We start from the raw sequence: 14240 nt of genomic DNA, 5'->3' as shown, positions 1-14240 counted from the left end.
GCCAGATGATTTTATTGCAACAGCTACTCAATTTACTGCGCAGTCCATTGTAGTAAATATTCGTGACTTTATGGATCACCAGTCGGATTTGATTATTGGTGGAGGAGGAAGTTACAATCCTGTTTTGGTTCAGATGATTAAAGAACAATTTCCTGGAAGAACGGTCCTTATCCAGGAAGAAGTCGGGTTTTCCTCAGAAGCGAAAGAAGCGATCGCAATGACCATATTAGCGAACCAGACCATTCATCATTTGCCAAGCAATGTTCCAAGTGCTACAGGCGCAACGAAACCTGTTATATTAGGAAAGATAACGTATTATCATTAGATTGCTTTCTTTTGAAAATTCCTGTATCTTTTGATTATACGAGGTGAAACAGCATGATTAGAAATAATATTTTGGGTCGAATTAAAAGTGTCCTTGATGATCTTCCTAATTCTGAGAGGAAAATCGGCGAGTACATTCTTACAAATCCTGAAGAAACAATCAAAATGACAACAGCTCAACTGGGAACAGCCGCAGAATCGAATTCGACCGCTGTTATTCGATTGTGCAACCGTATTGGAGTTAATGGATTTACAAAACTAAAAGTCGATCTATCCGCAGAAATCGTGTCAATAGATGAATCGGGTTATGCAGAAATAGAAGCGGATGAAACTATCAGCGATATTAAAAGTAAACTATTGGCTAATGCCTTTAAATCAATGGAAGAAACTAGTGCATTGATGAATGAATTTGACATTGAGCGTGTTGTTGAACTGATTGAGGCAGCTTCTATCGTTTATGTCTATGGAGTTGGAAATTCACGGATTATTGCTGAAAATATGGTTCAGAAATGGAGTAGAGTAGGCAAAATAGTTGTCTGCCCTACCGATAATCATCAATTGGTATCCATGCTAGGAGCAGCTCCAAAAAATGCACTGTTTTTTGGCATCTCCAATTCAGGAGAAACGAGAGAAATTATCGAACTCATCAAACTAGCCAAAAAAAGTTCCTTAAAAACCATTGGACTAACTCAATTCGGTCAAAATAGTATAGCGAATAAAGCCGATTATACAATTCAAACCGTAAAAACAATTGAGACAGACAATCAGTTTATTTCGAGCTCGCTACATGCACAACTCATTGCGATAGATGTTCTGTTTTACGCGTTTCTGTCTAAAAATTATATAACTAGTACTGAGAGAATCAAACAATCAAGAGAAGAAATGGATCAGTATAAGAATAGATAGCAAGATTAGTGATTTTATAAAATTTAGTTAGAGAGTACCTGAGATTGATTCGTGGGTATTCTTTTTTATTTAATTAAAATTATTCAACTTACAAAGTACTATTATTTTTGGATTTGTCTTTCTAGCAGGGTAAGCTATACTAATAAATAAAGATCTCATTGTATCAGTATTATAAATAGTCAAAATGATTGTATTCATGATGTTTGAAAAACATGGAAATAGGAGATTTGTTATGAAAAAACGCGAATTTGTAGTCCAAGATATATTAAGTAAAATTTATCAAGAACATTATTCAGAAGGTAAGTTGCCTACGCAAAGAAGTTTAGCTATTCAATATGAAGTTTCGCGATATACGATACAAGAAGCTATCAATAGCTTAAGTGATATTGGCGTAGTTCAAGTCGTTCAAGGGTCAGGAACATTTATCCGCAAAGATGCTAAACAAAATCCTTTAATTTATAACTCGTTGACAAGAAATTCCTATGATAGAATCAGTTCAAAAATAGTTTTTTTGGAAAAGCAACCTGCTTTAGAAGAAGACCGACAAATTTTTGAATTAGATGACGAACAATTTGTTTGGGTTTTTCAGCGTATTCGAATAGTAAACTATAAAATAACACAAATTGAGACATCGAAATTACCGGTTTCACTTTTCCCTGATTTAACTTCTAGTGTTGTTGAAGACTCTATCCAGAAGTATGTTCAGCAATCAGGGTATGATATTTCACATTATATAACGAGTTACACTCCCATTTTAATCACTAAGAAACAATCTGAATTATTGCTTTGCAAGAAAGGTACCCCAGCAATGAAAATCATTAACCGTGGTATTTTGAAAAGTGGACAAGTCTATGAATACAGTGAAGTAACAGCTATTGATTACTCATGTACGTATATTATTCCCTTTAATAAGGAAAGCCATCAAACTAGACAAAATGATTGACTGAAAAAGACCCAACCACATATTTTTGTATATGTAGTAAGGTCTTTGCTAGTTGTTGATTAAGGAGTAACGATTGTGCCATCTGGTGTACGGCTTTGTGTCCATTCATGTGGGCGATAGACAATTGGATACTCTTCAGCTAATTCTTCATTGAAGTCAACACCAATTCCAGGTTTATCAATAGGATAAAAGTAGCCTTTATCAGCTACTGGTACATGTGAAAAGAGGCTGGCTGTATTTTTAGGTACTAGTATATTTTCTTGAACTGCAGCATTATGAAGATGGATGTTCAAGTGTGTATTTACAGCAATACCAATGGGTGTGATATCAGATGGAGTATGCCAAGCCATCCGGATTCCCATAGCATCACAAAAATGCGCTAATTTAATAGCAGGTGTGATTCCACCTAATTGTGAGACATGTGCACGCATATAATCTATCTCACGGTTTTTAACTAGAGACTGCCATTCCATTGGGTTATTAAATAATTCGCCGGTAGCAATTGGCGTAGATGACTGAGAACGAATTTGTTTTAGCCATTCATTTTGATCAGGTGGTAATAGATCTTCTAAGAAAAATAAATTATATTCTTCAGATTTTTTAGCAAATTGAACGGCTTGATTTGGATAAAGGCGTTCATGGACATCATGGAGCATTTGGAATGAGTTGCCATATTTATTTCGAATAGCAGCAAACATTTTCAAGGTTGTATCCATGTATTGGTATTGATCAAAATAAGAACCTTCAGAGGTATTTTTAGGCGTATTCAATTCAGTAGCTGGCCCGCCATAAAAACCTAATTGACAGCGGATGTATTGGTAACCTTCTGCAAGGATACTGTCAATTTCTCCGTAGAGATCATCTAAATTGTCTGCTACGGCATGGGTATAACTGGCAATAGCATCTCTAGATTTCCCACCTAATAATTGATAAAGTGGCATATCACATAATTTTCCTTTAATATCCCAAAGAGCCATATCTACTCCTGAAATAGCGTTGTTAATTACTGGCCCGTTTCTCCAATAAGAGTTAACCGTCATCATTTGCCACAAGTCTTCAATATTATTAGCATCTTTACCGATTAGTAGAGGCTTTAAATATTCATCAACCATACCCTTAACCGCTAATGGGCGTTGTTGGAAAGTTGCACAGCCATAACCAATGACTCCTCTATTTGTTTCTACTTTTACTACTACTAGATTATGTCGATCTGGTTTGATGGTATAGCTTTTGATATCTGTGATTATCGTTGGTTTCATGTTCAAACCTCTTTTCCTTTTTTTAAGACTACATGTATATTGAAACATGTAATAGGAGCGACTGTCAATTTGGTATGAAAAGATGAAGGTATATGAATAAAAACCAGTCCAATAATAAGTTAAAATCCTAAAAATACTGTTATATCAAAGGATTATTCTGCTTTTTTCGTATTTAGGACTGTTTTTATAATTTAGCATAATGTGCTATTATTCAAGTTGTAAACGGAAACAAAAAATAAACAGAGAAAAAGGGTGGGAAATCAAATGAAAAAAGAAGAGGTTGCAAAACAAATCATTCAACATGTCGGCGGCGAAACAAATATAAATAATGCTTGGCATTGTATGACTCGTTTAAGATTTAATCTTAAAGATAAAGAAAAGATAAACTATAAAGAATTAGAAAAGATACCTGGTGTAGTAGGTACAAAATTTCAAAGCGATCAGTTGCAAATTGTTATCGGGACAAATGTAGCGGATTATTATGAAGTATTAGCTAAAGAATTAGGTATCGAAAATGAATCAGACAGCAACAATAATCAACAAAGTGAGAAAAAAGGCTTAGTTTCTTTATTTATGGATACGGTTTCTGGCGTTTTTGGTCCGATTGTTCCGGCAATTGCTGGAGCTGGTATGATAAAAGGGTTGATGGCTGGTCTAGTTGCTTTGAATATTATTTCTAATGAAACCCCGACTTTCCAAGTAATTGATATGTTAGCTAGTGGAGTATTTACGTTCTTACCATTTTTTGTAGCAGCTTCTGCAGCACGTATTTTTAAAACCAATCAATACCTAGCCATTGCAATTGCTGCAACATTACAATTTCCAACAATGACTGCAGCTGCAGCATCAGGCGAAATCTCAAGCTTTATGCTTTTCGGCATCCTTCCTGTACCCGTATTTAACTATGCCGGAACGGTCATTCCTATCATTTTTGCTGTTTTAGCACTAAGTTATATTTACCGGTGGGTTGACAAAGTCTTACCAGAAATCTTACGTACCGTATTTACGCCAACGATTTCATTATTTGTTGGAGGATTATTTGCCTTAACGGTAATAGGTCCTATCGGAATCTATGCTGGTAATCTGCTTGCTGCTGGAGTGAGTTGGTTGTTTACTATTTCTCCAATTTTAGCCGGAGTGGTAGTTGGGTTGATCAGACCCATTGCTATCCTTACAGGTTTACATCATGCTATGACGCCAATTGCGTTGCAAAACTTTGCTAATCAAGGTTACGATATGTTAATGCCGATGATGTTTATGGCTAATATGGCGATAACCGGTGCAACGATTGCATTATATAAAAATGTTCAGACAAAAGAAGAAAAGTCGATTATCTTATCAGCAGCATTTTCAGGTTTGTTAGGTATAACTGAGCCCGCTTTATTCGGGGTATTAACTAAGTATAAAAAAGCGTTTCTTGCAGCGACTATTGGTAGTGCAGTTTCGTCAGCTTTCATAAGTTTCTTTGGAGTAAGAATCTATGGTTATATTTTATCAAGTATTTTCAGTTTACCGGCTTATATTGGTCAATATTTTATTTATGCAGTATTAGGAATTATCATTGCAATTGGAATTTCGTTTGCCATTACTAGTTTTTTAGTACCAAAACAAACAGTAGAGGAAAGTTCAAATGAAGTCCAATTGAGTGCAGTTACGGATGGCTTGTACATTCCTTTAGAAGATGTAAATGATGATGTATTTTCAACAAAAATGGTTGGTGATGGATATGCTATGAAATCTACTTCAGGTGATATCTATTCTCCAATATCTGGTAAAATTAAATCTATTTTCCCAACAAAACATGCAGTTGGGTTAGTAACAGAAAATGGACTTGAAATTCTTGTTCATATGGGAATTGATACTGTGAGTTTAGATGGAGAAGCATTTGATATCTTTGTCAAAGTAGGAGAATCTGTAACGTCTAAGACAAAAATTGCTCATGTCAATTTAGAAAAAGTTAAACAAGCACAAAAAGATGACACAATTATTGTCGTCGTAACCAATATGGATAAAGTTCAAAGTTTATCTGGTGAACAGAATCTTGAAGGAGAACATCTTGCAGGAAGTACTTTAGGAAATGCTATTTTATCTTAAAAACTAAACTGTTAATACTATTTAAAGGAGCTTAAAGAATGAAAAAGATGAATATTTTACAACGAATAGAAGAAGCGGGAGTCATAGCTGTTCTTAGAGGTGAAACGAAAGAAGAAGTTTTAAAAACGAGTCATGCGGTTATTAAAGGCGGAATTAGGAGCATAGAATTAACCTTTACTGTTCCAGAAGCTAATGAAATCATAAAAGAATTGGCTCATTATTACAAAGACTATGATGATGTGATTATTGGAGCTGGAACAGTACTAGATGCAACAACCGCTCGCTTAGCCATTATGGCTGGTGCTCAATATATCGTCAGTCCAAGTTTTAATCCAGCTACTGCAGAAATGTGTAATCTTTATCAAATCCCTTACTTGCCGGGTTGTATGACGATCACTGAAATGGAAACAGCTCTTAAAAGCGGTGTTGATATTGTCAAATTATTCCCTGGAAGTGTGTATGGTCCTAGTGTGGTTAAAGCATTTAAAGCTCCATTGCCGTATTTAAATATCATGCCTACAGGTGGAGTCACCATAGACAATATGGCAGAATGGTTCAATGAAGGCGTAGTGGCTGTTGGCGTTGGAGGAAACTTATTAGAACCAGCAAAAACAGGAGAATTTGATAAAGTGACAGATTTAGCAACACAATATATGAATAAATATCACGAAATAAAAGGACAAAGATAATATGGGGAAAGTTGTAACATTGGGTGAAATCATGATGCGACTCTCAACAAATCCTGGAGAACGATTAGCACACGCTCAACAACTTGAGGTTTGTTATGGAGGCGGAGAAGCCAATGTAGCTATTTCGCTTGCTAACTATGGTCATGAAGTAGCCTTTGCCAGCAAAGTTCCCAATAATGCTTTAGGCCAATCCGTTAAAAAATTTCTGAATAGTTATGGAGTATCGACTACACATTTACTTTTTGGTGGTCAGCGTTTAGGATTGTATTATATGGAAGCTGGAGTAGGTAAGCGGTCAGCAGACGTGATTTACGACCGAACAGGCTCTAGTTTTGCTGCTATAACAGAAATTGAGTGGGATTTAGATGCTCTTTTCGAAGGCGTCGATTTATTTCATATCTCTGGAATTACACCAGCTCTTTCAAAAGAATGGAAGCAACTGACAATAGACTTAATCAAAACGGCTAAGAAGACTGGAGTTAAGATTAGTTTTGATATTAACTATCGTTCAAAATTGTGGAGTTTAGAAGAAGCAAGGGAAATAATTAAACTAATTTTGCCGTATGTAGATTATTGTTCAGCTGGAGATATGGATGCCAGGTATCTTCTGAATATTTCCGAGTATAGTGAAAATAATGATAATAAAAATGCAATGATTTATTATTATCAAGAAATGCAAAAACTGTTTCCTAATATTGAAGTTTTTTACTCAACCAAAAGAATCATTCATTCAGCAACTGAAAACGATTTGACCGGTAATTTATGGATAGAAAAAAAATATTATGAGTCTGATTGTCATAATATAAATCCTATTATAGACCGTATAGGAGGTGGAGACGCCTTTTCTGGTGGCGTTTTGCATGGTCTTCTATGCCAAAATGATCCTCAAACGATTATAAATTTTGCTACAGCAGCATCTGCGTTGAAACATACAGTTAATGGTGATTGTAATCAATTTAGTGTTTCTGAAGTAAACGATTTTTTAGAAACAGGATCTGGTAAAATAAATCGTTAAAGTCAAACATTTTTTAATAATCTATCTTATAAGAAATGAGACTATATTATTTGTAGATGAATAATATAGTCTCATTTCTATGTATTATCTCATTAAATAAATTTAATCATGAAAAGATAGAATTAGATAAATAAATTAGTAAAAAGCACCTACCCACATACAAAGTTGTGGTAGGTGCTTTTTGGTACTTTCTGATTAGGGAGTAATCATAGTGAGAGCAATCAATTTAGTGTTCAGAAGTAAAACGTTTTTTGGAAACAAGATACGGGAACACTTATGATTTAAGGGAAGTAGCAGTTTATACCATATTATAATCTCTTATTCGAAGAGCCCTTGATTTTCTAAATGTACTAACATATTGTATATCCCTTCATGGTTATGGCTATCGGTCGTGTAATTAGCTTGTTGTTTTGCGTAATTAAGTGCATTACCCATTGCAACTGAATATTTTTTATTTTTGAACATAGAAATGTCGTTTTCACTATCACCAAATACCACTATTTCATCATGTTGGAAGTTCTGTTTTTCCATAATGAGATCTAAAGCATTTCCTTTTGTAATATTTTTATTTGTGATCTCCATTTTACGTTCATCTGAAAATACATATTCATATTGGTCATAAATAGGATGATTTTTTAAAGTATCCCGAACGAAGGACATATAAGCTGGTTCTTGAACTACGGATATCTTATTGCAAGAACTTGGCGTATCTGCCAAGTTGCGAATCATATATTGATTTGGGTAACCATCACGAGTATCGCATAACCAACCGTGCATTCCACCCATCCAAGGGTAATCATCTGGAAGACGCATCTCTCCGCGGATATTCCGTTTAATGGTGTAAATTTCATCGGGTAAATAAGTATAGATCGTATCATCTTGACTGTATTGCAATTCTACCGTAAAGAGAGAAAAGAAATGATTGATCTCATTAATAAATGAGTGTTCTAATTGGCCGATTCGTTCACGTTTAGCTGTTTGCACATGATAAATGGAAGTACCATTAACATCAATCATCAAACCAGCATATTCATCCATACGCAACTTTAAAGCATCCGGTAATAAGCGGATATAGCTACGGCCACTTGCCAAAATCAATTTAATACCTTTAGTTTGTAGCTCCATCAATTTACTGAACGTTTTTGGTGCTATGTTATTGTCCGAAGTAAGCAGAGTTCCATCCATATCACATACGATTGCTTTAATTGTCACCGCTTTGCTCCTCCTTTTTTTGTAACAGCCAATGCTTTTCGGATTTTTTCTAGGGATTCTTTATTTTTTGCTTCATCATGATACATCATTGCTACATATAGAATATCAATAATCGTTAAATAAAGAATTCGTGAAGTGAGTGTTTCTGATTGAAAAGCTGATTCTTCTGAATCTACAACAAACGATATGCTCGAAAGTTTAACTAAATCAGTATGGTGATTGCCTGTTAAGATAATAATTTTGACTTGATTATTTCGCAAAATTTTTGCCACTTCAATCGTTTCGATAGTCTCTCCAGAGTGTGAAAATAAAAAAACACAATCATTAGGACCGAGTTTTGTTGCATAGCTTAGTTGCATGTGGTAATCAGAAATGTAATTGCAGTGAAACTTTGTCCGCAAGAATTTGTGGTAGCTGTCTAAAGCGATTACTGATGAAGCCCCTTGTCCAAAAAAGTGAAGGGTCTTTGAATCGTATATTAAATTTAATGCCTGATTAATTCTCTTTTCATCTAGTGATGCAATCAAGTTGTCTAAGGCGAGTTTATTCGAATGAACTAATTTTTGTGCAATAGCGTAGGAAGAATCTTCTTTACTAATGTCAGAAAAAACGGTTAATTCGTTTTTTCGTCCTTCTATTGCTTGGAAATTAGAAGCCACTGAAATTTTAAAATTAGGGAAGCCGTCATAACCAATTTTTTTAACAAATTTGAAAATGGTAGCTTCAGATAATCCAGTGTCAGATGCTAAATTGGAAAGGGTTTTATTCACGACCTCATTTCCAAGTGCAATAAAATGATCTGCTATGACTTTCTCCGTATCATTAAAACTTTTCATATGCGGACGTAGTAGTTTTTCTAAATAATTGTAAGCCATACAGCTTCAACTCCTTTTAAAACAGTATACTACATTTTTTGATAATAAAAAATATTTTTTATAGTAAGCCTTTACAAATAAAAAAAATTTGTTATACTTGGAACTATAAAAGTCATAGAGGAGGAGAGGTCTTGAAAGTAGGCATTATTGGTTTAGGAAAGATGGGATTGAACTTAGCGTTGAATTTGCAAGAAAATAATATCGATGTTATTGGTTATGATGTTTCAACCCTAGCACGCCAAAAAGCTTCTGAGAGTCATTTATCTATCGTAAATTCACAAGAAGAGTTGCTACAAAAATTAGAAGATAAAAAAATCATCTTCTTAAGTACACCTTCAGGAGAAATCACTAATACATTAGTGATAACGCTTACTAATGAATTGCAATCAAATGATATTTTGATAGACGGAGGAAATTCGTATTTCAAGGATAGTGTGAAAAATTATGAACTAGCTAAAGAAAAAGGGATTGGTTTTCTAGATTGTGGTACGTCAGGAGGAATGGAAGGCGCACAAGAAGGAGCATGTCTAATGATTGGAGGAGATGCGGAAGTTTTTAACCAAGCAGAGGAAGTTTTTGCTGCACTAGCTTGTCATAAAGGGTATCTGTATACCGGAAAATCTGGTAGCGGACATTATTTAAAAATGATCCATAATGGTATTGAATATGGAATGATGCAAGCTATTGGTGAAGGATTTGATATTTTAAATGCAGGTGGCTATGACTACAACTTCGAAAAAGTGGCTTCTGTATGGAATCACGGTTCAGTTATCCGTTCATGGTTGATGGAATTGGCAGAAGAAAGTTTTGCAAGTGATCCTAAATTGGACGATATCAAAGGTATCATAGATGCAAGCGGAGAAGGGAAATGGACAGTAGCTGAGGCACTCGATTTAAATGTACCTGTCCCCGTTATTTCAAGTTCATTATTTGCTCGCAATGCATCAAAAATTGATGATAGCTTTTCTGCAAAAGTTGTGGCAACGATGCGTAATCAATTTGGTGGCCATGATGTTACGAGAAATGAGGGACAATAAAAATGAGTGGAAAGAATAAAATTGCAATTGTAAATTCAAGTAGTTTCGGAAAAGTCTTCCCAAACCATTTAGAGCGACTGCATCGATTAGGAGAGGTAAAAAGTTTTACTTTTGATGGCGATATAGATGGAAAAACGTTAGCGGAAGAATTGAAAGGCTTTAACATGATCATTGCTAGCGTAACACCTTTTTTTACACAAGACTTTTTTGACCATAAAGATGAATTAAAGTTAATTACGAGACATGGAATTGGCTACAATAATATTGATTTAGAAGCAGCCAAGAAACACAATACCATCGTATCTATCGTACCAGCTTTAATTGAACGAGATGCGGTTGCAGAAAATAATATAACCAACTTATTAAATGTCATGAGACAAACAAATTTAGCTTATCAAAGTGTTGTACAAGACAAATGGGAAAAAAGAGCTCAATTTGTTGGTCATGCACTTGGAGGGAAAACGGCAGGTGTTATTGGAATAGGGAACATTGGAAGTCGAGTTGCTGAAATTCTTCATTATGGTTTTCGTTGTGAAGTGCTTGGATATGACCCCAATAAAGACAAAGTGGAGATTGAAGCATTTGGTGCAAAAAAAGTGGAGCTAGATGAGTTGTTAGAAAAAGCTGATGTCATCTGTATATGTGCCAGTTTAACAGACGATAACTATCATATGCTCTCTAAGGAAGAGTTCTCTAAAATGAAAGACAATGTCTATTTATCTAATACTGCTAGAGGGGCATTGATTGAGGAAGACGCACTGATACATGAATTGGAAGTTGGCAAAATTGCTGGTTTTGCAACAGATGTACTAGAAGTTGAACCAGGACGTGCAAATCATCCTTTTCTCGGATTTGAAAACGTTATCATTACGCCTCACACTTCAGCATATACAATGGAATGTCTTGAAGGTATGGGAAATAAATGTGCAACTGATTGTGAGAGGAGCGCAGAAGGTCTTCTTCCAAAAAGATCAGTGCAAAAGATTAGTTCTTATTTAAAGTAGAGAGGAGGTGTATAAATGATTAAAGATTTAAATGTGAAAGTTGGACCACAGTTTTATCGATACAGTGAAGGAGCAATAGACATCATTCCTGAACTACTTCAAGAACATGCTGCAAGTTGTATCTTAATTGTACATGGAGGCATTTCTTGGGAAAAAGCAAAACCTTTCTTAACTAAAGTGATAAATTTAGATAAAAAAATTATCTATGAGCAATATAAGGGAGAATGCAGTTATAACGAGTGTTACCGTATTGCAGAAATTATTAAAAAAAATAAGATTGATTTTGTCATAGGAGTCGGCGGAGGTAAATTATCCGATTTAGTTTTACATGCCAGTCATTTAACCAATACTCAATTTGGAATTATTCCGACACTGGCAAGTAATTGTGCACCATGGGCACCGCTTTCTGTTATGTATAAAGACAATGGTTTAGCAGAAGGAAAAACAGAACATGTCAAACGACAAGCTGCTTTCCTGATTACTGATCCGGCACTAGTGATTGATTCACCCGTTAATTATTTTATTGCTGGAATTGCGGATACTTTAGCAAAATGGTATGAGTCGGACTTGATTTTGGAACAAGAAGAGTTTAGTGATGAACCGTTTTTACAAATGGCGCGTTATGCTGCTCGTATGTGTAAAGAAAAAGTGTTGACGGAATCTGAAAAAGCAATTGAGGACATGAAAGCAGGGAATATTTCAGATGAATTTGTTCATATTTCAGAGATTATTTTTGCTATAGCTGGTTTGGTGGGTGGCTTGGGTGATAAATATGCACGAAACACTGCTGCGCATTCTATCCACGACGCTATATCCGCTTATCTGCCAGAGGTACATGTGTACTTGCACGGTGAAAAAGTGGCTTATGGTATTCTTTATCAGCTAGCTTTAGAAAAAAAATGGTCTACAATTGATGAATTAATTCCATTTTATGAATCGTTGCATTTACCAAAATCATTGACAGAGATGGGTGTATATCCTATGGCTGAAAGTACTTTAAGCAACATTGTAAAATTAATTGACAACAAGAAAAAAGTTCATTTGCTGCCGTTGAAAGTAAATGAAGAAACGTTAACCACAGCACTAATTGATTTAGAAAATTATTTGAATAAATAAGGAGGTAATAAAAAATGGAAACATTATCAATATGGCAAAGTCTGATTATTGCACTATGGGTCGCTGCAATAATGTCAAGATCATTTTTAGGTGGAGCTACGTTAACGCTACGTTTTTCTCCATTGATGACCGGTTTAGTAGTTGGGGTCGTAATGGGAGATATTGCAGGAGCCATGGTTATAACTGCAGCTATTCAGTTGATTTATATGGGTGTATTCTCTCCAGGTGGTACGATGCCTTCTGAACCATCAATTGCTGCAGCTATTGCAGTTTCAGTGGCTTTGTTGGGAGATCTTACTCCTGAGGCCGCAATCGCTGTTGCCGTTCCAGTAGGCTTATTAGGATCTTATCTTTATCAATTCCGTTTCTTTATCAATACTTTTCTTGGAAAAGCTACGGATAGAGCCGTTGAAAGCTTGAATCACAGTGGAATTTCTCGCTCTGTTGTCCTTTATCCAACGATTGCTTCTTTCCTCTTATTCGTTCCACTAGTGTTTATCGCTTTGTATTGGGGAGCTCCAGTAATTGCTGATGTTATCACAACTTTAGAAGGTACAGTATTTTTACACATTCTTGAAGTTGTAGGTGGCGGACTAGCAGCAATTGGTATTGCTACAACTATTTATGTTATTGGTCGTCGTGATTATATGGTGTTTTTCCTGTTAGCTTACTTCATAAGTGTGATCTTCAAAGATTTAAATATCACAATGGTAACTTATGCTATTTTAGGTACACTTGTTGCGGCAATATTTGTACTTAGTCGTAATAATACTGCAACTAAATCTTCGGCAGCTGACTCAACTTCTGCTGGTGAATTTGATGATGATGACGATGATTTTTAAAAAAACGACAAGTGAAAGGAGAACTAAAAAATGACTACTGACATACAAAAAACAACTTCTATTGAAAATAAAAAAGAAACAGTACCTGAAGAAATTTCAAAAAAGGATATTTCTAAAGCTTACCTAAGATGGCACTTTGCAAATGAGATCCCTCATTCGTTTGAACGTTATCTTGCACCATCATTACTATACGGTATGATGCCAGTTTTGCGAAAGTTATACAAAGAGGATGATGCTTTACGTGCGGCATATAAAAGACAATTATTGTTCTTTAATACCCAATTAACTTGGGGCGGTGGAATCATAACAGGTCTAATGTCTTCAATGGAACAAGAACGGGCAAAACAAGAGCACAACAATGAAGAAATAACGATGACAGATGATTTAATGTACAATACTAAGGCAGGTTTAATGGGAGCGTTATCTGGTATTGGGGACTCCATTGACTCAGGAACGGTACAATATATATTTATTGCTATTGCTATTCCTTGGGCTCAAAATGGTCTAGCTTTAGGAGCTTTATTCCCATTCATTGCTTTTGCAACCTATCAATTATTAATCGGTTTATTCTTTGCACGTCAAGGATTTGTTATGGGTAGAAGTGCAACAGGGTTAATGGAAAGTGCAGGAGTTCAAAATGCTATCGAATTGTTATCTATCTTAGGGTTGTTCATGATGGGGATTCTAGCTGGAAACTATGTAACGGTCTCCTCTTCCTTAGAATTTGCGATATCTGGAAGGCCGTTTATACTGCAAGAAACACTGGACACTATCCTACCAGGTTTACTACCTCTGGTAACCGTTATGGGAATATATTGGTACTATGTCAAGAAGGGATTAAAAGTCACAAGAGCACTAGTATGGTTAACACTAATCTTAATTGTATTAGCTGCAATTGGAATATTATAAAAAAATAATAACAGA

At 35.3% G+C, this 14240-nt stretch carries 14 protein-coding genes; 11 read left to right on the top strand and 3 right to left on the bottom strand.

Annotated elements, in window-relative coordinates:
• The 3 genes from ABS911_RS03340 to ABS911_RS03330 form a co-directional block, all read left to right on the top strand.
• Nucleotides 1-325: anhydro-N-acetylmuramic acid kinase (locus ABS911_RS03340; RefSeq protein ID WP_350466298.1), on the top strand; the 325-nt coding region annotated here is incomplete at its 5' end.
• Between the two features lie 53 nt (nt 326-378).
• Nucleotides 379-1230, top strand: a complete 852-nt coding sequence (locus ABS911_RS03335) for a MurR/RpiR family transcriptional regulator (protein WP_350466297.1) — start codon at nt 379-381, stop codon at nt 1228-1230.
• A gap of 232 nt (nt 1231-1462) precedes the next feature.
• Nucleotides 1463-2173: a GntR family transcriptional regulator gene (locus tag ABS911_RS03330; RefSeq protein WP_350466296.1), complete on the top strand. Its 711-nt coding sequence runs from the start codon at nt 1463-1465 to the stop codon at nt 2171-2173.
• 59 nt (nt 2174-2232) lie between these two features.
• On the opposite strand, the gene ABS911_RS03325 is transcribed toward ABS911_RS03330, so the two are convergent.
• Complete coding sequence (locus ABS911_RS03325; protein WP_350466295.1) at nt 2233-3432, bottom strand: enolase C-terminal domain-like protein; 1200 nt, start codon at nt 3430-3432, stop codon at nt 2233-2235.
• Between the two features lie 264 nt (nt 3433-3696).
• On the opposite strand from ABS911_RS03325, the gene ABS911_RS03320 reads away from it, so the two are divergent.
• The 3 genes from ABS911_RS03320 to ABS911_RS03310 are packed head-to-tail and all read left to right on the top strand — an operon-like array spanning nt 3697 to nt 7230.
• Nucleotides 3697-5526 carry a glucose PTS transporter subunit IIA gene (locus ABS911_RS03320; RefSeq protein ID WP_350466294.1) on the top strand — a complete coding sequence of 610 codons (1830 nt, stop codon included), beginning with the start codon at nt 3697-3699 and terminating at the stop codon, nt 5524-5526.
• Between the two features lie 38 nt (nt 5527-5564).
• On the top strand, nt 5565-6215 hold the full coding sequence (locus tag ABS911_RS03315; RefSeq protein WP_350466293.1) for a bifunctional 4-hydroxy-2-oxoglutarate aldolase/2-dehydro-3-deoxy-phosphogluconate aldolase: 651 nt from the start codon (nt 5565-5567) through the stop codon (nt 6213-6215).
• Nucleotide 6216: 1 nt separating this feature from the next.
• Nucleotides 6217-7230 (top strand): PfkB family carbohydrate kinase, encoded by a 1014-nt coding sequence (locus ABS911_RS03310; RefSeq protein ID WP_350466292.1) that lies wholly within the window; start codon nt 6217-6219, stop codon nt 7228-7230.
• A gap of 318 nt (nt 7231-7548) precedes the next feature.
• Here ABS911_RS03310 and ABS911_RS03305 read toward each other — a convergent pair whose 3' ends face one another.
• The gene (locus tag ABS911_RS03305; protein ID WP_350466291.1) at nt 7549-8442 is read right to left on the bottom strand and encodes a Cof-type HAD-IIB family hydrolase; all 894 of its coding nucleotides are present in this window, start codon (nt 8440-8442) and stop codon (nt 7549-7551) included.
• The gene (locus tag ABS911_RS03300; protein WP_350466290.1) at nt 8439-9317 is read right to left on the bottom strand and encodes a MurR/RpiR family transcriptional regulator; all 879 of its coding nucleotides are present in this window, start codon (nt 9315-9317) and stop codon (nt 8439-8441) included. Before ABS911_RS03300 ends, ABS911_RS03305 begins: the two co-directional genes overlap by 4 nt.
• 131 nt (nt 9318-9448) lie before the next feature.
• Between ABS911_RS03300 and gnd the strand changes: the two genes are divergently transcribed.
• The 5 genes from gnd to ABS911_RS03275 are packed head-to-tail and all read left to right on the top strand — an operon-like array spanning nt 9449 to nt 14225.
• Nucleotides 9449-10354, top strand: a complete 906-nt coding sequence (gnd, locus tag ABS911_RS03295) for a phosphogluconate dehydrogenase (NAD(+)-dependent, decarboxylating) (RefSeq protein ID WP_350466289.1) — start codon at nt 9449-9451, stop codon at nt 10352-10354.
• 2 nt (nt 10355-10356) lie between these two features.
• The gene (locus tag ABS911_RS03290; RefSeq protein WP_350466288.1) at nt 10357-11358 is read left to right on the top strand and encodes a D-isomer specific 2-hydroxyacid dehydrogenase family protein; all 1002 of its coding nucleotides are present in this window, start codon (nt 10357-10359) and stop codon (nt 11356-11358) included.
• Nucleotides 11359-11373: 15 nt separating this feature from the next.
• Complete coding sequence (locus ABS911_RS03285) at nt 11374-12474, top strand: iron-containing alcohol dehydrogenase family protein (RefSeq protein ID WP_350466287.1); 1101 nt, start codon at nt 11374-11376, stop codon at nt 12472-12474.
• Between the two features lie 14 nt (nt 12475-12488).
• On the top strand, nt 12489-13316 hold the full coding sequence (locus ABS911_RS03280) for a PTS mannose/fructose/sorbose/N-acetylgalactosamine transporter subunit IIC (protein WP_350466286.1): 828 nt from the start codon (nt 12489-12491) through the stop codon (nt 13314-13316).
• Between the two features lie 30 nt (nt 13317-13346).
• Complete coding sequence (locus ABS911_RS03275) at nt 13347-14225, top strand: PTS system mannose/fructose/sorbose family transporter subunit IID (RefSeq protein WP_350466285.1); 879 nt, start codon at nt 13347-13349, stop codon at nt 14223-14225.
• Nucleotides 14226-14240: the final 15 nt, after the last annotated feature.

The sequence above is a fragment of the Carnobacterium sp. genome (assembly GCF_040274425.1).
Note: the sequence above shows the minus strand (reverse complement) of the source record. Positions and strands in the feature narration are given on the sequence as shown.

What these genes read in the sequence shown, in the direction of transcription:
- ABS911_RS03335 (WP_350466297.1), top strand. Translation starts at nt 379, where the DNA reads ATGATTAGAAATAATATTTTGGGTCGAATTAAAAGTGTCCTTGATGAT.
- ABS911_RS03330 (WP_350466296.1), top strand. Translation starts at nt 1,463, where the DNA reads ATGAAAAAACGCGAATTTGTAGTCCAAGATATATTAAGTAAAATTTAT.
- ABS911_RS03325 (WP_350466295.1), bottom strand. Translation starts at nt 3,432, where the DNA reads ATGAAACCAACGATAATCACAGATATCAAAAGCTATACCATCAAACCA.
- ABS911_RS03320 (WP_350466294.1), top strand. Translation starts at nt 3,697, where the DNA reads ATGAAAAAAGAAGAGGTTGCAAAACAAATCATTCAACATGTCGGCGGC.
- ABS911_RS03315 (WP_350466293.1), top strand. Translation starts at nt 5,565, where the DNA reads ATGAAAAAGATGAATATTTTACAACGAATAGAAGAAGCGGGAGTCATA.
- ABS911_RS03310 (WP_350466292.1), top strand. Translation starts at nt 6,217, where the DNA reads ATGGGGAAAGTTGTAACATTGGGTGAAATCATGATGCGACTCTCAACA.
- ABS911_RS03300 (WP_350466290.1), bottom strand. Translation starts at nt 9,317, where the DNA reads ATGGCTTACAATTATTTAGAAAAACTACTACGTCCGCATATGAAAAGT.
- ABS911_RS03290 (WP_350466288.1), top strand. Translation starts at nt 10,357, where the DNA reads ATGAGTGGAAAGAATAAAATTGCAATTGTAAATTCAAGTAGTTTCGGA.
- ABS911_RS03285 (WP_350466287.1), top strand. Translation starts at nt 11,374, where the DNA reads ATGATTAAAGATTTAAATGTGAAAGTTGGACCACAGTTTTATCGATAC.
- ABS911_RS03280 (WP_350466286.1), top strand. Translation starts at nt 12,489, where the DNA reads ATGGAAACATTATCAATATGGCAAAGTCTGATTATTGCACTATGGGTC.
- ABS911_RS03275 (WP_350466285.1), top strand. Translation starts at nt 13,347, where the DNA reads ATGACTACTGACATACAAAAAACAACTTCTATTGAAAATAAAAAAGAA.